The sequence below is a fragment of the Actinomadura sp. RB99 genome (assembly GCF_014706005.1).
In the GTDB taxonomy this organism is placed as follows: Bacteria; Actinomycetota; Actinomycetes; order Streptosporangiales; family Streptosporangiaceae; genus Spirillospora.
On sequence record NZ_JABMCA010000063.1, the window covers coordinates 22,745 to 39,705 of the forward strand.

The 16,961-nt window shown below is 74.4% G+C and carries 17 protein-coding genes; 1 reads left to right on the top strand and 16 read right to left on the bottom strand.

Features of this window, described 5'->3' with window-relative positions:
- Positions 1 to 13 precede the first annotated feature (13 nt).
- On the top strand, positions 14 to 1,498 hold the full coding sequence (locus amrb99_RS37890) for an LCP family protein (RefSeq protein WP_190865541.1): 1,485 nt from the start codon (positions 14 to 16) through the stop codon (positions 1,496 to 1,498).
- Between the two features lie 6 nt (positions 1,499 to 1,504).
- On the opposite strand, the gene amrb99_RS37895 is transcribed toward amrb99_RS37890, so the two are convergent.
- The 16 genes from amrb99_RS37895 to amrb99_RS37970 form a co-directional block, all read right to left on the bottom strand.
- The gene (locus amrb99_RS37895) at positions 1,505 to 2,140 is read right to left on the bottom strand and encodes an A24 family peptidase (RefSeq protein ID WP_241756308.1); all 636 of its coding nucleotides are present in this window, start codon (positions 2,138 to 2,140) and stop codon (positions 1,505 to 1,507) included.
- A gap of 74 nt (positions 2,141 to 2,214) precedes the next feature.
- A complete protein-coding gene (locus amrb99_RS53470) occupies positions 2,215 to 3,846 on the bottom strand; it encodes a substrate-binding domain-containing protein (protein ID WP_190865544.1) in 1,632 nt (543 codons plus the stop codon).
- 2,051 nt (positions 3,847 to 5,897) lie between these two features.
- Complete coding sequence (locus amrb99_RS37905; RefSeq protein ID WP_190865546.1) at positions 5,898 to 6,314, bottom strand: hypothetical protein; 417 nt, start codon at positions 6,312 to 6,314, stop codon at positions 5,898 to 5,900.
- A 9-nt stretch (positions 6,315 to 6,323) separates the two neighbouring features.
- Positions 6,324 to 6,779: a DUF3592 domain-containing protein gene (locus amrb99_RS37910; protein ID WP_190865548.1), complete on the bottom strand. Its 456-nt coding sequence runs from the start codon at positions 6,777 to 6,779 to the stop codon at positions 6,324 to 6,326.
- Positions 6,776 to 7,330, bottom strand: coding sequence for a hypothetical protein (locus amrb99_RS37915; RefSeq protein ID WP_190865550.1), 555 nt, complete (start codon positions 7,328 to 7,330; stop codon positions 6,776 to 6,778). Before amrb99_RS37915 ends, amrb99_RS37910 begins: the two co-directional genes overlap by 4 nt.
- Positions 7,309 to 8,856: a hypothetical protein gene (locus amrb99_RS37920; protein ID WP_190865552.1), complete on the bottom strand. Its 1,548-nt coding sequence runs from the start codon at positions 8,854 to 8,856 to the stop codon at positions 7,309 to 7,311. The genes amrb99_RS37915 and amrb99_RS37920 overlap by 22 nt, the downstream gene beginning before the upstream one ends.
- A gap of 114 nt (positions 8,857 to 8,970) precedes the next feature.
- Positions 8,971 to 10,128: a C40 family peptidase gene (locus tag amrb99_RS37925; protein ID WP_190865554.1), complete on the bottom strand. Its 1,158-nt coding sequence runs from the start codon at positions 10,126 to 10,128 to the stop codon at positions 8,971 to 8,973.
- Entirely contained in the window at positions 10,125 to 10,766 is a 642-nt protein-coding gene (locus tag amrb99_RS37930) for an A24 family peptidase (protein WP_190865555.1), read from the bottom strand. Before amrb99_RS37930 ends, amrb99_RS37925 begins: the two co-directional genes overlap by 4 nt.
- Positions 10,766 to 11,044, bottom strand: a complete 279-nt coding sequence (locus tag amrb99_RS37935) for a hypothetical protein (protein ID WP_190865557.1) — start codon at positions 11,042 to 11,044, stop codon at positions 10,766 to 10,768. The genes amrb99_RS37930 and amrb99_RS37935 overlap by 1 nt, the downstream gene beginning before the upstream one ends.
- 12 nt (positions 11,045 to 11,056) lie before the next feature.
- The gene (locus tag amrb99_RS37940; protein WP_190865559.1) at positions 11,057 to 11,308 is read right to left on the bottom strand and encodes a hypothetical protein; all 252 of its coding nucleotides are present in this window, start codon (positions 11,306 to 11,308) and stop codon (positions 11,057 to 11,059) included.
- Between the two features lie 163 nt (positions 11,309 to 11,471).
- Positions 11,472 to 12,161, bottom strand: coding sequence for a response regulator transcription factor (locus amrb99_RS37945; protein ID WP_190865561.1), 690 nt, complete (start codon positions 12,159 to 12,161; stop codon positions 11,472 to 11,474).
- Complete coding sequence (locus amrb99_RS53475; protein ID WP_190865563.1) at positions 12,162 to 13,442, bottom strand: histidine kinase; 1,281 nt, start codon at positions 13,440 to 13,442, stop codon at positions 12,162 to 12,164.
- On the bottom strand, positions 13,423 to 14,322 hold the full coding sequence (locus tag amrb99_RS37955) for a type II secretion system F family protein (protein ID WP_190865565.1): 900 nt from the start codon (positions 14,320 to 14,322) through the stop codon (positions 13,423 to 13,425). Before amrb99_RS37955 ends, amrb99_RS53475 begins: the two co-directional genes overlap by 20 nt.
- A gap of 9 nt (positions 14,323 to 14,331) precedes the next feature.
- A complete protein-coding gene (locus tag amrb99_RS37960) occupies positions 14,332 to 15,255 on the bottom strand; it encodes a type II secretion system F family protein (protein ID WP_190865567.1) in 924 nt (307 codons plus the stop codon).
- Complete coding sequence (locus tag amrb99_RS37965; RefSeq protein WP_190865569.1) at positions 15,252 to 16,571, bottom strand: CpaF family protein; 1,320 nt, start codon at positions 16,569 to 16,571, stop codon at positions 15,252 to 15,254. Before amrb99_RS37965 ends, amrb99_RS37960 begins: the two co-directional genes overlap by 4 nt.
- 4 nt (positions 16,572 to 16,575) lie before the next feature.
- Positions 16,576 to 16,959, bottom strand: a complete 384-nt coding sequence (locus tag amrb99_RS37970; RefSeq protein WP_190865571.1) for a TadE family protein — start codon at positions 16,957 to 16,959, stop codon at positions 16,576 to 16,578.
- Positions 16,960 to 16,961: the final 2 nt, after the last annotated feature.

Genomic DNA, 16,961 nt, shown 5'->3' on the forward strand with positions numbered 1-16,961 from the left:
CGAAACTGGACGAATGAGCGACAAAGACCCCGGCCGCGACGACCTCGCGGGGGACACCGCCGCCCACAGCACCGCCTCGCCCTACGACGACACCGACGCCGACGGCGACGGCGACGCCCCGCCGCGGGCCCTGGCGGCGCGGGCGCGCCGCCGCAGGTTCCTGCGCTGGACCGCGATCGGCGCGGCGGGCGTCGTCCTGCTCGGCGGGGCCGGAGCGGCCTGGCTCTACCACGACCTCGTCGGCGGCATCGACCAGAAGCACGTCGACGGGCAACTCGGCGGGAACCGGCCGAAGAAGCTCAACAAGTCGCTGAACATCCTGCTGCTCGGGTCCGACACCCGCGCGGGCGACAACGCCAAATACGCCGCGGACGGCGTCACCGGCGCCCGCTCCGACACCGCGGTCCTGCTGCACCTGTCGCCCAACCGCGACCAGGCCGTCGGCATCAGCTTCCCCCGCGACTCGATGGTGAAGATCCCCCAGTGCGAGAAGGACGGCGGCGGCACCGTCCCCGCCCAGTTCGGCATGCTGAACTCCGCGTTCTCCCTGGCCGGGCCGACCTGCACGTGGAAGACCCTGGAGAGCCTCACCGGCATCCACATCGACCACTTCGTGCAGGTCGACTTCTCCGGCTTCAAGCGGATGGTGGACGCGCTCGGCGGCGTCGAGATCTGCGTCGACAAGCCCGTCGACGACCCCCGCGCCGAACTGCACCTGAAGGCCGGCAGGCAGACCGTCAAGGGCACCCAGGCCCTCGGCTACGTGCGGGCCCGCTACTCCCTCGGCAACGGCTCCGACCTCGAACGCATCCAGCGGCAGCAGAAGTTCATGGCGGCCGTCGTCGACAAGGCCACCAGCGGCTCGGTGCTCACCGACCCGGCGAAGACCTACAAGTTCCTCAAGGCCGCGACCAGGTCGCTGACGACCGACGACGGCCTCGACCTCGCGACCATGAAGAAGCTCGCGGACGGCCTCAAGGGAATGGACGCCGGGAAGGTCCGGTTCGTCACGGTCCCGGTCGAGGGCTACGCCCCCGACCCCAACCGCGTCCAGTGGAACCAGGCCGAGGCCAAGCCGCTCTTCGACGCGATCCGGCACGACAACGACCTGCCCGCCGCGCCGGCGAAGCCCGCCCCCGCCGAGCAGGCCCCGCCGGCGCCGGGCAAGGTCCGGGTCACCGTCGTCGCCGCCGGCGCCCCGAAGGCGATGGTCCAGCGGGTCGTCGAGCAGCTCGGCAAGCGCGGCTTCAAGGTCGCGAAGAGGACGGAGAAGGCCGCGCCCGCCGCCGAGAGCCGGCTGGTCTACAACCCGTCCGCCGAGGCCCAGGCGTCGGCGCTGGCCCGCGACGTCCCCGACGCGCTCCTCACCGCCGACGGCTCCGCCCCCGCCGGCGGCGTCCGCCTCGTCCTCGGCAGGAACGGCGTGCACTTCGCCCAGCAGACGCTCAACAAGATCACCGGAGGGGTCAAGGCCGGCCAGAAGAACCCCTGCGCGTGAGCCCCGCTACCCGGCGGCCGCGAGCACCCCGACGAGCGTCCCGACCAGCATCGACGGCCCGAACGGGAACTCGCCCTTGCGCGTCCGCCGGACGATCAGCACGCCGACGGCGATGACGCCGCCGAGCAGGTAGGTGGCCAGCAGCCCGGTCACCCAGGCCCGCGCCCCGAACCAGCCGAGGCACAGCCCGAGCACGCCCGACAGCTTGACGTCCCCCAGCCCGATCCCCGACGGCACCGCGAACGCCTGCACCGCGTAGAGCGCGAACATCGCCGCCATCCCGATGAGGGCGTGCTCGAAATGCCGCCACCCGCCGCCGGTGAACGGCGCCGCCACGGCCAGCAGCGCCGCCACGGCGCCGTAGGAGGGCAGCGTGAACCGGTCGGGCAGCCGCCTGACCTCGACGTCGATGAACGCCAGCAGAGCACCGACCGCCGCGAGGTACAGCAGCGCACCGAGGACGGCGTGCGCCCCGACCCGCCACCCGGCCAGCCCGAAGACGGCCGCCGTAACGACCCCCAGGGCCGTCCGCCGCGTCCACGGGACGCCGCCGGTGAACGGCGCCGCCAGCGGTGCCAAGAGGAGGCCGACGACGAACCCGGCAGGGACCAGCAGCAACGCGACCATCGCACCTCGACCCATTCCGGCACTCTGAGGGAGCTTCCGGCACGATAACCCGCCCCCGCACGCCGGTGCGCGCGAAGGCGCGGGACCCGTCACCCCACCGGGCACTGCCGCGGGTCGTCGCAGATCTTCAACGCGGCCGACTGCTGGAACAGCTCATGGATCTGCCTCGGGTCCTGGATCTGGTACGCGGCGCCCCCGGTGGCCTGCGCGATGCGCTGCAGCGCGCCGAGGTCGACGCCCGGCCCGAAACCCAGCCCGACGACCTGCACCGGCCGGCTCGCGTCGTACTCCGCCTTCAACTGCGCCAGCAGCGCCTGCTCCGACAGACCGCCCGCGAAGTCGTTCCTCCCGTCCGTCAGCACCAGCACGATGTTGATCGCGTCGCCGCGGTAGCCGGCCTTGACGCTGCGGTAGGCGGCGAGCACCGAGTCGAACAGGCCGGTGTCCCCGTCCGGCTTCGCCCGCATCCGGCCGAGCGCCTGCTGCATCGCGGCGCGATGCGTGAGCCCGCCGTCCGCCGCGCCGAGCCGTCCCACCGGGACCAGCTCCTTGTACGGAAGCCGTCCGTCCATCGCGGTCGAGAACGCCCAAAGCCCCATGTCGGCGGAGTCGGGCAGCAGGGACATCCCCTTCTCCACCTCGCCCGTCGTCACCGCCATCCGCGACCGGGCCGTCCCCTGCACCTGCTCCAGCATCGACCCGGACACGTCGATCACCGTGAGCATGCGCGTGCCGAGATGCATCCGCCGCCACATCTCCAGCGCCTCGCTGACCGCGCCCGGCGCCGCCGCGGCCGTCGCGGGCACCGCCGACAGCCCCGTCACCGCCGACACGGCCGGCGCCGCGCCGCCGCCCGCCGGACGCAGGCCCGCCTTCGCCAGCGCGCCCGCCCCCGTCCGGGACCGGACCTCCGCGAGGAACCGCCGCGCCGCCTCCGCCTTCTTCCCCGGCACGGCCACCAGCGGGAAGTCCAGGCTCATCGTGCCGTCCGCCGGCAGCACCGCCCGGACGGGCGCGCCGCCCGCCACCGCGTGCCGCCAGACCGTCAGCTCCGGCACCGCCAGCACGGGCGTGCTCCCGCCGCCGAACCGCACCAGCCCGTCGAACGCCGCCGCCTCGCCCTGCGCGGACCCGTCCACGCTCTGCGCGGACTGCAGGATCCCGGTGAACCCGGCGATCGCCTTGTCCCCCGTCCCGGCCGCCTGCTTCGCCATCAGCAGCGAGATCATGCCGGCCGCACTCTGCTCCGGCGCGAGCAGCCGCAGGGACGCGTTCCCGCCCGGCGCCATCGCCCGCCACGCCAGCGCGCCCGGCGCCGCGTCCCTCGCCACCGCGAACACCACCGGCGAACTCGCGACCGAGCCGATCGGCCGCGGCAGCGCGGTTCCCGTCCGCTCGGCGGTCCGTCCCGCGATCTCCAGCCAGAGCGACGAGTCGAGGACATAGGCGTCCGCGCGCGCTTGCGCGGCGGACCTGTCCCCGCCCAGCGCCAGCGCCATCGCCGACGACGGCAGCGTGTTCGTGGACACCTCCACGCACCGTCCGCCGACCTCGTGGTCCGCGTCGTTGAACCTCTCGGCCAGCGCGGTCACCGCGGGCGCCACCGCCGGATCGGCCGCCACGCTCAGCGCCAGCCGTCCACCGCACCCCCCGCCGCCGAACGACTTCACGCCGGCCAGCACCGCGACCACCAGCAACGCGGCGACGCCCGCGATGAGCACCGGCGGAGGACGGCGCGGACCCCTCCGGCGCGCCGGAACAAGCGCCCGCGGCCCACCCCCCACCGGCGCCACGAACCCCCCATTCGGCGCCGACCCCCCGCCAACGACGACACCGGCCGGCGGCACCGCCCCCTGCACCGGGACGCCCCCGCTCACCCGCCCGAACGGCCCAGCCTCCGGCACGGACCGAACCGTCCCCCCGAACGGCGCAGCGACCTGCGGCCCAGGAGTCGGCGCGGCCAAAAACGGCAGATCCGCCGACCGGCCTGCCCCCGGCACCGCACCTACGCCGCCCACCGACCCACCCGCCGACACGCCCTGCACGGCACCAAACGCCCCAGCAGACGAACCTCCGGACGCCCCCGAGCCATCGGGCGAAGCAGCAGCCGAAGGCCGAGGCGGCACCGCTGAAGCTCGCCCAGCAGCCGACGTAGGCGCAGCCGAGGGCGCATAAGCATCCGACCTCGGCGCAGGCGACGATGCCCCCGTAGCAGACGGCCCCCTAGGCACGGCCGGGCTCGACTCGGTGACGCCCTCGGGCGATGGCGCGGGCGCGTCCGACGCCGGCACCGCGGCAGGCGACCCACTTGGCGCCGCCGGGTTCGGCTCAACAACAGAGGCGGCGGCAGACGGGCTGGCGGGCACAGCAGAGGGATGCTCGCCAACAGGCGTAGGCGGCGCCGAGGACGCGGGAGCGGCCGACCATGGCGCGGGCACGAACGTGGCGGGCGTCGGCTCAACGGGCACTGCTCGGTTCGGCTCCGTGACGTGCTCGGACGACGGTGATGTACGGGCGTCCGACGCCGACACGGCGGGCTGCCCACCAAACGGCACCGGGCTCGACGCAACTGCGGTCTCGGGCGCGAACGGCGAGGGAGCCGCTGAGCCCGACCCGGGCACGGGCTTTGGCGGCGGCGCGGGCGCGTCCGACAAGGGCACCTTGGCGAACGAATCAACGGGCGCGGAAGGCGCAGAGGCATCCGGCGACCGCACCGTGGCGGGCGCCCCAACGGGCCCGGCCGAACTGGGGTCGCTGGTGGGCGCCTGTAGCGCGGGAGCCGCCGGACTCGCTTCAGGCGCGGGCGCGTCCGGCGACGGCACGGCGGGCGGATCAATGAGCGGCGCCAGGCTCGACTCAACAGCGGACTCAGACACGGAAGGCACGCGGCCGGTGGTGGGCGCGGACGGCACGGTAGCCGCCGGGCTCGACTCGGGCGCGGCCTCGGGCGGCGGCGAGGGGGCGTCCGACGAGGACACCTTGGCGGACGGCCCAACGGGCGCGGCCTGGGTCAACTCGGGTTCGGAAGGCTCGGGGGCGTCCGACGACGGCACCGTGGCGGGTGGCCCAACGGGCGGTGCCGAACTCGGGTCAGTGGATGGGGCCTGTGGCGCGGGAGCTGCCGGGCTCGCTTGAGGCGCGGGCGCGGAAGACGCGGGCGCGTCCGGCGACGGCATGGCGGACGGCTCGACGGGCGGGGTCGGACTCGACTCGACGGCGGACACGGCAAGCACGGGGCCAGTGGTGGGCGCGGGCGCCGCAGGGTTCGACTCGGGTGACGGCGCGGGCGTGTCTGGCGACGGTACGGCGGGGGACGGACCAACGGGCGGCGCTGGGCTGGACTCAGGCGCGGGCGGTCTTGGCTCGGTGACGGGCTTGGACGGCGGCGGCGCGGGGGCGGGCGACGACGGCGCGGCGGCGGGCGGCACACCGGGCGGCGCTGGGGGCGGCTCGACCGCAGGCTCGGGCGCGGAAAGTGCGGGGTCGGTGGCGGGCGCGGCCGGGCTCGACTCAGGCTCGGGTGGCGGCGCGGATGGGGAAGGTGCGCGCGCGTCCTGCGACGGCATTGTGGCGGGCGGCCCAACGGGCGCGGTCTTGCTTGGGGGCGGGGGTGGTTGGGGGGCGGGGTCGACGGGGGGCTGGGGTGGGAAGCCCGGGAGGTCCAGCGGGAGAGGCGGGAGGTCGACACCGTCTTCAGGAGGCATGGTGCCGTCATTGAAACGAGAGGTGGGGGCGGGGCACATGGGTCTCGAGGCCCAATCGGGGACCCAATTCAGTAGAGGGACGTGCTTTCGCGGGCGGTCCGGCGCAGGCCGAGGAGGGTGCCGGCGGCGAGGGCGCAGAGGGGGGCGAGGACGTTCAGTGGCGGGGTGATGTGCTCGACGGGGTAGAGGTTGGCGAGGACGGCGGGGACGGCCGGGCCGAGGGCCGTCAGGAGCGGGAGGGCGACGGGGCCGGAGACGCCGGCGCGGCGCAGGCGGGGCGCGGTGAGGCGGGCGGCGAGGAAGCCGATGGGGAACTGGACGAGGGCCGCCGCGGCGGCGGACGTCCAGTAGAAGGCGTCCGAGGACGCGAAGGTGGGTGCGGCGAAGGCGGCGGCCGCCACGGCGATCGCGAGCGCGGCGAGGACGGCCAGGGCGGCGGCCGCGGTGAGCAGTACCGTCGTGGCGGCGCGGCGGCGGTCGGGCATGGGGCTCCTTCAGCGGGCGGCGAACCAGGTGACGACGGCGCCGGTGAGCAGGACCACGGCGGCGGCCGTCCAGGCGGGCGCGGCGCCGAGGTCGAGGCGGGCGCGGGCGGGGTCGCGGGGGTCGTAGCGCACGGTCATCCGGTCGGACGGACGGCGGCGGGGGCGGCCGGACTCGGTGATGACGTGGTCGCGGCCGTCCGCGGAGGTGAAGCGGACGGTCAGCGTGTACTCCCAGCCGGACGGCTCGACGCCCTCGCCTTCGCAGGCCAGGACGGTGCCGGTGGCGCGGGCGGGGGTGCGGCGGCGGGCGGCGGCGTCCGCGACGACGATGAGCGGCGCGGCGACGAGCAGGACCGGCCCGGCGACCAGCAGCGCGGCCCGGCCCGCCGGGGCGAGGTCCAGGAGGTACAGCGCGGCCCACGCGGCGGCGGCCGCGATGGCGAGGACCACGGCGCGGCGTCTCATCGTCCTTCCTTCGGCCGGAACGACCCGAGGATGGCGGGGACCCGGGCGGCGGCGGTACCGCCGTCGGGCGAACGGATCATGAATTCGAGCAGGGTCCGCCGCTCGGTGAGGACGTAGAGGCCGGTCAGGCGCATGGGGGTGCGGGTGCCGTCGGCCGAGGTGATCGTGTAGCGGGCCTCGACGCGACGTGCGTCGGCGCCGTCCAGCGCGGTGCGGCGGACGGTGGTGAGGCGGTAGCCGTTCAGCAGGGCGAGGCCGCGGAACTGGGCCAGTTGGCCGTCGAGTTCGCCGGGGAAACGGTCGCGGCGGCCGAGGTGGATCTGGCCGTCGTCGACGCCGGACGGCAGTTCCGGGCCGTCGACGTCGAGGGTCGGCGCGCCGCTCTCGTCGGTGCCGCCGTGCGGGGCCCAGCCGGCCGGATAGGCGAACGTGTAGGCGTCGGTGCGGTACTCGCGGAAGCCCGCCGGGACGGGCGGCGGGTCGTGGTGGGCGGAGCAGCCCGCGGCGAGGGCGAGGGCGGCGCAGGCGGTCAGCCGAGGCAGCGCTTCCACGGCACCCACCCCTCCCCCGGCTTGTAGTACTGGGCCCCGGTGAGGGTGTTGATCTGGTGTTCGGTGGAGCTCTCGAACAGTCCGCCGAACTTGCTCTTGCCGCCGGCCTCGCCCTTGACGTCGAGCTTGCCGGTGTCGCCGCCGACGTCGTAGGTCAGCCGGGACATCCGCCCGCCGCCGCCGTCGAAGTAGCGGTCGAGGGCGCCGTCGTCGCCGGTCCGTGTGTAGTCCTCGAACGCCTGCCGGTCCTGCGGGTCGGCGTAGTCGAGGGTCTTGTCGGTGACGGTGCGCTGGGAGCTGAGGATCCACTGCTTGCCGGCGGTCAGCTCGCCCTTGTCGCCTTCGAAAGAGCCCTTGGCCTTTCCGTCGGCGCGGAAGTAGATGACGTTCTGGGAGTTGCCGGTCTTGGTCAGGCTGATCGGGTCGCCGTCCTTGTCCTCGGTGTACGCCCAGGTGGTCTGGCCCCGGTGCTTGACGTTCAGGCCGAGGTTGGGGTTGAGCCGGATCTGCCCCTTGATCTTCTCGACCTCGGCGGGCGACAGCTCGACGCCCTTGCCGCCGAGCCGCTTGCCGATCTCGTCGACCGCGAGGGCGAGCGCGTCGGCGGCGCCGGCGGCGGCGCGTTCGCGGGTGCCCTTGGGCAGCACCTTCCAGACGTCGCCGAGGTCGACGAGGACTCCGATCTCCCCTTCGCCCTTCTCGGTGTAGTAGGTGGTGCGCTGCCCGGTCTTGTGGTCGGTGCGGGTGCCGTCGATCAGCCAGCCGCGCGCCTTGAACGGCAGTTTCACCTTCCACAGGTTCAGCTCGCCTTTGAATCCGCCGGTGGGGCCGCCCTCCTGGTAGTCGGCGGACGGTTTCCTGTCGGGCTCGCTGCCGCCGATCCAGCGGTCGTAGTACTTGCCGACCCATGGGGTCTTGCCGATGAGCCAGGAGAATCCGCCGGTGATGGGATTGGTGCGGACGACGAATTTCGCGGTGTTCCCGATGCGGTGGTCGACGAGGTCGTCGAAGAACTTCTTCGCCTCCTTCTCGCCGTCGAACGCGTAGACCGTTCCATTGGTGAACTGCCCGCCGCCCCAGATGCCGAACTTGCCGAATCCAAAGTCGAAGTCCGGGCTGGCGGCCGCCCCTTCGCCCCAGGTGAAGTCGGTGACCTCCCAGCTGGTCTTCCCGTCTGGGCCGACCTTGCGGGTGAGCTGGACGGTGCCGCGGCTGTTGGTCCGCACGTTGATGCGGGTCGGGATCGTCACGGTCTCTTCGAGGTATTTCGTCTCAATGCCCGTCGTGCAGGCGGTGGTGGGCTCGTCGGGGTCGGTCCGGCCGCCGTTCCCGCCGCCTCCCGCACAGGCGTCGCCGAGGTGCATCCGGTGCAGCGCCCGGCACACCGCATCACTGGTCTGACCTGGGACGCCGAGGACGAAGAGCGACGCGCAGACCGCCGCGACGAGGGCCAGGATCCCGGCGTACTCCGGGACGGACGCGCCGCGGTCGGCGAGCCGGTCCGGGCTGCGCTGCTGGGGGGACACGCCTCGCAGGCTCGCACGCGCGATTCCATCGCGAATGAGTCCGAGGACCCAAATACGGGCCTATTCACAGGGCCGTTCTCCGGCCGTTCCCCTGCCCGTTACCGGGGCTTCTCATCAGCCCGCGTAGGGGCGGCGGAAACCGATGTTCCCGTCGTAGGTGGCGAACTTCACGACGTCGCCCGTGTGCGGTGCCTCGATCATCGTGTGGGTGGCCGGATCGACGACCATTCCGACGTGTTCGGGGCCGCGCGGACCCATATTGAAGAACACCAGGTCGCCCGCCTTCTCCTGCCCGGCAGGAATGCCCTGGCCGAACCTCCACTGGTCATAGGTGACACGGGGAATCGAGATTCCCGCCGCACGGTACGCCATTTGCACGAGGGACGAGCAGTCGCAGTTCCCCATGGTCGCCACGTTCGGGTTCGGCGCCGTGCAGGTCCCGCCCCATTGATACGGGGTGCCGAGTTGCGCCTCGGCGAAGGCGATGGCGCGCCGGATCATCTCCGGGGTCCCTGCGGGCAGCGGGCCCGGCGGCGGCATCGCGCCGCCGTATCCGATGTTCTGGTACGGGAACCCGTTGTAGGCGACGTCGCTTTCCTTGTCGACGAGCCGGAGCTTGAACGTCTTCTCGACGGCCGCCGCGTCGCCGCCCGGCCATGCCACGGTGCCGTCGCAGACCAGCCGGGCGGGGGCCGTCGGCTGCTCCTCGGGGGCGGACTCGCCCGGCGGGACCGGGGAGAACTCGTAGGTGCAGTCCGGCACGACGAGACGGGCGATCGCGACGGCGTTGCCGACGCGGCCGATGCCCCTGTCCCCCTTGGAGTCGGTGCAGAGATGGCGGCCGTGGCGCAGGTCGTCCTTCTCCTGCTCGGTGAGCTCGCCGTCCTTCTTGAGCTGGCAGTCGGCGGTGACGGCCTTGACCTTCGCGTATGTCCCGTCGAGCCCGGTGAGGTGCACCTTGCCGTCGACGCGCGTGCCGTTGTCGCGGGCGTAGCGCTCGGCCGCGTTCTGCGGGGCGTCGTCGGCGAGCAGCCACGCGCCGAGGCCCGCGGGCGGCGTCCCGGACAGCGCCATCTCCGCCAGCCGCAGCCGGAGCGGTTCGAGCGCGCCGAGGGCCGCGGCGTCCGCGCCGCGCTGCGCCCGGCTGCGCATGTCGCCGGCCTGCGCGACGCGGCCGAACAGCAGCACCGCCGCGACCAGGCACAGCGCCATCCCGACGACGAGGACCGAGGTGGCCGCGCCCTCGTCGCCGCGGCGGCCCGCCCGGTTCATCGCGCGAACCAGCCGCCGAACAGGATGCCCGTCAACGCGCCGGCCAGCATGAACGGGCCGTACGGGAACTCGTCCTTGCGTCCGGCGCGGCCGAGGAGCAGCCACGTCACGCCGTACACGCCGCCGTACAGGAAACCGGCGACCACGCCCGTCACCCATGCCGCCTCACCGAGCCAACCGAGGTACAGGCCGAGGACACCGGCCAGTTTCACGTCGCCGCCGCCCATCGCGTGCGGCAGCAGGAGGTGCTGGACGAAGTAGAAGGCCCACAGCACCGCCATCCCGATCGCGGCGTGCGCGAACCGGAGCGCGCCGTGCGCGGTGAACGGGACGGCGGCCGCCAGCAGGACCGCCCCCGCGAGGTAGGACGGCAGCGTGAGCGGGTCGGGCAGCCGCCGCACCGCGACGTCGATCACCGCGAGAAGGACGCCGACCACACCGAGGTAGGCGAACGCCACGGAGTCCGCCCGTCCGCCGAGCCGGACCGCGAGCGCCGCGAGCACCGCGCCCGTGAGCACCGCGACCCCGGCTCGGGCGCGGGACGTGAGCGGCCCGCGGTAGGCGGCGGTGACCGGGGCGCACAGCCACCCGGCGGCCGCTCCCGCGACCGCCGCTCCGGTGGCCGCGGCCTCGCCCATCAGGTGTCGCCCTTGGCGCCGCCCGGGTCGCCCTCGAAGATCTTCTTGAGCGCGTCCTGGACCGCCTTGGTGACCGTGTCGACGATCCCGAGGCTGTAGAGCCCCGCGATGATCGCGGCCACCAGGATCAGCATCCCGGCCCACTCGAAAATGTCGGCCCCGCGGTCGTCGGGGTTCTTGAGCCGTTCGACGCGGTCTCGGAAGAAGAGCGCGGCCTGTTCCGCGCCCGCCCGCATCGACAACCGGGCGCGCACCACGGCCGGAAGCAGAACGTTCATCATCGATTCCCTTTACCAGCAGATGCCGAGAACACAGGTCTTGTCGTCGCCCTTGTCGCCGCCACCGCCGCCACCGCCGCCCGGGTCACCAGAGAAGATGCTGGTGAGGGCGCCCTTGACGCCGTTCGTCGTGGTGTCGACGATGCCGAGGCCGTAGAGGCCGGCAATGACGGCGGCCACCAGGATCAGCATCCCCGCCCACTCGAAGACGTCGGCTCCGCGATCGTCGCCCAGAACCCTTTCACGCACCGATTCAAGGTTCATCGGCGTCCTTTCCTGGTCGGCCGTATTTTCGACCGGAACGTGCGCCCGGCCGTTTTACGACCACCAAAATATGGAGCGGGCGGCGCCATTCCCAGGGCCCGCCGTCCCAATCGGCGGCCCGGGCGCGTGGGCCCAGGGGCCGGGGACCGGTCCCCGGTGCCGGTCACCGGCTCCGCCCCAGATCACCGGACGTGCCGATCCAGCGGGCGATCGCGGCGCCGCGCGAGGTGACGCCGAGCTTGGCGTAGATGCGGTTGACGTGGTTCTTCACCGTCTTCTCCGCCAGGAACAGCCGCGCCGCGATCTCGCCGTTGGACGCGCCCTGGACGATGAGCCGCATGACCTCCGCCTCGCGCGCCGACAGGCCGAACCCGCCGTGCGGGGCGTCCGGCGGCGTGCGGGCCTCGGCGGGCGCGGCGGTCTCGGCGGCCCCGGACGCCTCCCGGACGGCGCCGACCAGCGCGGACACCGCCGCGGGCGACAGCGGGTGCGCGCCGCCGACCGCGTCGTGCACGGCCGCGATCAGCTCGTCCGCGGTGAACGCGCCGTGCACGAGGTAGCCGGTCGCGCCCTTGCCGAGCGCCGCCCGCACGGTGCCGGGGTCGTCGGTGTAGGTCAGCATGAGGACCGGGGCCAGCGGGCTGATCTCCGCCACGGCGGCGACGCCGTCCATCAGCGGCATCCGCACGTCCAGCAGCACCAGGTCGGGGCGGAGCCGGGCGGTGAGCTCCACGGCGCGCCGCCCGTCGCCGGCCTCGCCCGCGACCTCGATCCCGTGCGCCTCCAGCAGCGACACCAGCCCGGAGCGGACCACCACGTTGTCGTCGGCGACGAGGACCCGCGTCGCGCCCATTCAGCTCACCTCCGCGGGCCGGTCCGCACCGGCGGACTCGGCCGGCTCCGTCGCGACGCGGACGAGCAGGGTCGTGCCCTCGCCCGGCTCCGAGCGGACGAGCGCCGTCCCACCGGCCCGTTCCGCGCGCTCGTAGACCCCGACCAGGCCGTAGCGGCCGCGGCGGGCGTGGTCGTCCAGCGGCGCCGTGCGGAACCCGCGCCCGTCGTCGCGGACCGTCAGGACGACGTCGCCCGCCGTCCGCGCGAGCCGGACGGTCACGTTCGCGGCGGCCGCGTGCCGCTCCACGTTGGCGAGGGCCTCGCCGAGGATGGCGAGCACCTCGTGGCGCGAGCGCTGCGGGAGCCGCGCGTCGCCGGCGACGTCGGCGTGGACGGTGACGCCCGTCCGGGCCGACCAGGCGGCGCAGGCGGCGCGCACCGCTTCGGGCAGCGGCGCGGCGGCGGTGGCGTCGCGCAGGTCGGTCAGCAGGCCGCGCGCCTCGCGGGACGCGGTCTCGGCCGCGTCCGCCAGCCGGGCCGCCTCCCGCTCGGCGCGCTCGGGCGCGGTGCGGACCCACGCGGGCAGCGCGGACGCGGCGAGCGCGACGCCCCGCAGCGTCTTGGCGAGCGAGTCGTGCATCTCCCTGGCCAGGCGGGCGCGCTCCTCGGCGGCGGCGGCCATGCCCTCGGCTGCGACCCGCGCGTCCTCCGCCGCCGCGTGCTCCTCGAACAGCCGCCGCAGCGCCACCCCCGCGAACCCGACGAGCGGGTAGTAGGCGGGCTGGCTGGCCAGCGCCTGGAACGTGCCGACGTCGGCGTGCGGGACGGCGAACGTGACGAAGTACCCGGCGATCTGCACGACGGACACGATCAGCATGCCCGGCCACCGGTACAGCAGCCCCGCCGCCGCCGCGGTCGCCACCGTCGACAGTAAGAACGGCCCGGACGGCCCGCACACCGCCAGCACCGCGAACCCCACGCACAGGTCGAGCGCGACGAGCAGCGGGTGGTCGAGCAGCCGCGGGACGATCCGGTCCACATGCCGGGAGACCAGCCAGGACAGCAGCCCGACGCACGCCACCATGACGAACGTCGCGACCGTCAGCCCGCGCACGGCGAGGACGAGCAGCGTGATCGCGGCCATCAGCGTCCGCACCTGCATGAGGAGCCGGAACGCGGCGTCGATCCGCGACCGGGCCCGCGTGGCCTCGCACCCGCCCGCGCCCTCCGGGGCGGGGCCGAAGCCGGGACCCGGGCCGGGGCCCAGGCCGGGGGCGGGGTCAGTGGCCGAGGACGGCACCGAGATCAGCTCCCGAGCTGTAGAAGAGCGCGCCCAGCACGACGAGGATGAGCGCCGGCAGGGTGAGGGCGGTGGTGACGGCGGTGACCTGCGGCGTCGTCCGCTGCGCCTTGCGCCGCGCCCACTGCGCCGACTCGCGGCGCATGTCGGTGGCGATGTCGATCAGCGCGGTGGCGAGCGGCGCGCCCAGCTCCTCGGCCTGCAGGACGGCCGTGACGAACTGGCTCAGCATCTCCGACCGGTTGCGGCGCCGCAGGTCCTCGAACGCCTCGCGGCGGGACGTGCCGAGCTCCATCTGCCGCAGCGCGATCGTGAACTCGTCCGCCAGCGGCCCCGGCATGCTCTCCACGACCCGGGCCAGCGAGTGCCGGAACCCCATGCCCGCCGACACCGTCACGGCGAGGACGTCGAGGAAGTCGGGCATGCCGCGCTGCATCTCGTCGCGGCGGCTGCGGGCGCGGCCGAGCAGGAACAGCTCGTTCTGGAAGATCCCGGCGAGGCAGATCAGCCCCATCGGCACCTGCCCCGCGCTGAGCAGCAGCACCCCCAGCGACCCGAACAGGACCGCGTACCCGGCGGTGATCCGCGCGTACGACTCGACCGTCATGCCGCCCGGGCGGCCCGCCGCGTCGATCCGCTCGCGGATCCGGCGGTGCCAGGGGGCGAGCGCGGTCATCAGGGGGCGGCCGAAGGGCCGGCCGATCCGCCCGGCCAGCCGGTTCAGCCCGAACACCTCGCCCCTTCCCGGCCGCGCGGCGGGCGGCGGGGCGGACGCGGCGAGCGCCGACCCCGCCACCCGCTCCCCGCCGGTGAGCAGGACGAAGCCCCAGGCGCCCAGCAGCACGCTGAGCCCGGCGCCGCCCGCCAGCACGAAGATCATCTGGTCACCTCACACGTCGATCCGGGTGATCCGGCGGATGACCACCAGGCTGGTCACGAACAGCCCCGCGCCGGCCGCGAGCATCAGCTGCCCGATGAGATGGGTGCTCATCTCGCGCAGCGCCCCCGGCTCGATCTGGTTGATCATGGCGATGCCGGCGACGCCGAGGATCCCGACCGCCCAGTTCGACACCACCGCCTGGCCGAGGATCGTGCGCACCTCGCGGCGGATCTCCTTGCGGTCCTCCAGCGTCGCGGCGATGCTGCGCAGCGCGGTGACCAGCGACCCGCCCGACCGCGCCGACACCAGCAGCGTGCTGACCAGCACGCCGAGCTCCCGGGACGGCAGCCGGCCCGCGAGGTCGCCGAGCACCGCCTCCAGCGACTCGCCGAGCCGCAGCCCGTCGGCGGCGCGGCGCAGCTCGGTGCGGGCCGGGTCGTCCAGCTCGTCGGCGGCCAGCGCGATCGCGGTGCGCAGCGACAGCCCGGCCTGCGCGGCGTTGGACAGCACCCGCGCCAGCTCCGGGAGCTGCGCGACGAACTCCTCCTTGCGCCGCTCCTCCCGCCGCCGCAGGTAGCCGAAGAACACGAACCCGACCGCGACGGCGGCGGCGACGCCGAACACCGGCCCGAGCAGCCGGCCGATCAGCGCGATGGCGGCGAGGCCGCCCGCGACGATCCCCAGCAGGAACGTGGAGACGCGCATCGCCAGTCCCGCCGCGGCGATCCGGCGGGCCAGCAGCCGGCCGAGCTCGGTGCCGCGCAGCCGCCGGTCGAGCCGGACGAGCGGGCCGTCCGGCGGCGCCTCCCCGTCCAGCCGGGACCGGACGGTGATGCCGCGGCGCAGCTCCCGGCCCGCGGCGAGCTCCCCCGCCCCCCAGACGGCCAGGACCCCCGTGACCGCCATCAGCAGCATGATGACCGGCAGGCTCATCGCCCCTCCCCCTCGTCGGCCCGGACGCCGAACACCGGCGGGACGCCCTCGCCGGCGTGGAACAGCCGGGTCGCCAGCGGCGCGGGCAGCGGGCGGTGCCGGAACTCGCCCCGCACCACCCGGTCCGGCCCGATCGGCAGCGACTCGAACGTCATGATCGGCTCCAGCCGCAGCCGCTCCCCGCGCCGCGTCGCCACCGCCGCGATCTCCACGATCCGGCGCGAGCCGTCCGGGCCCCGGCCGAGGTGCACGATCACGTCGACGGCGCTGTCGATCTGGTCGCGGATCGTGTCGAACGGCAGCTTGACGTCGCTCATGCTGGCCAGCGTCTGCAGCCGGTACACCGCGTCCTCGGTGGAGTTGGCGTGCACCGTCACCATCGAGCCCTCGTGGCCGGTGTTCATCGCCTGGAGCATGTCGAGGGTCTCGCCGCCGCGGACCTCGCCGACGATGATCCGGTCCGGGCGCATCCGCAGCGCGTTGCGGACCAGGTCGCGGATCGTGATCCGGCCCTTGTCCTCGATGTTCGGCGGCCGCGACTCCAGCGGCACCACGTGCTCCTGCCGCAGCCGCAGCTCCGCCGAGTCCTCGATCGTGACGATCCGCTCGTGGCCGGGGATGAACGCCGACAGCGCGTTCAGCATCGTCGTCTTGCCCGTCCCGGTGCCGCCCGAGATGACCAGGTTCAGCCGGGCCCGGACGAACGCGGCCAGCAGCAGCCCCGTCGGCGCGTCCAGGCTGGCCCGCGCGGCCAGCTCCTCGATCGTGTACGAGCGGGGGAACCGGCGGATCGTCAGCACCGGCCCCACCAGCGACAGCGGCGGGATGATCACGTTGACCCGCTCGCCGCCGGGCAGCCGCGCGTCCACCATCGGGCTCGACTCGTCCACCCGGCGGTTCACCTGCGCGACGATCCGGTCGATCGTCTGGTACAGCTGGTCCTCGCTGGCGAACGCGGTGTCGACCCGCTCCACCCGGCCGTCCCGCTCCACGAACACGTGGTCGGGGCCGTTCACCATGATCTCGGTGACGGTCTCGTCGGCCAGCAGCGGTTCGAGCACGCCGAGGCCGAGCGCCTCGTCCACCACCCGGCGGACCAGCGCCGCCCGCTCCCCCGGCGACAGCACCGGCCCCTCGCGGCCGACGATGTGCCCGGTGACCTTCTCCAGCCGGGCCCGCCGCTGCGCCAGCCCGAGCAGCGCCAGCTCGTCGAGGTTCACCTCCTCCAGCAGCCGGCGGCGCCAGTGCGACACCCCGGCGCGGCTCGCGGCGGTGCCGTGGAGCCGCTCGTCCTCCAGGCGGTCCCTCAGTCCCATCGGCTCACCCCTCCGGCATCGTGACGGTGCGGGTCACGGTGTAGTCGAGCGGGACGCCGCGCCACAGCAGCGGCACCTTCGCCCGGACGGTGCAGGACACGCCGTCGCCGCCCGCCTCACCGCCGCGCAGCGTCCGCTCGTTCAGCCAGCCCGGCAGGGCCGCGGCCGCCGCCGGGACGCAGGCCGCCGCGTCCTGCCGCATGGCCGCCACGCGGGCGCCGGTCCGCGCCGCGTTCTCCACCCGCTCGACCGTCACGGACGCCATCAGCGCCTCGAAGCAGACCAGCACGACCGCCAGCACGATCGGGAGCAGCGCGGCGAACTCGACGGACGCGGTCCCGCGGTCGGCGGCGGGACGCGCGGTCCGGACGGTGTCGGGGGCGGCCACGG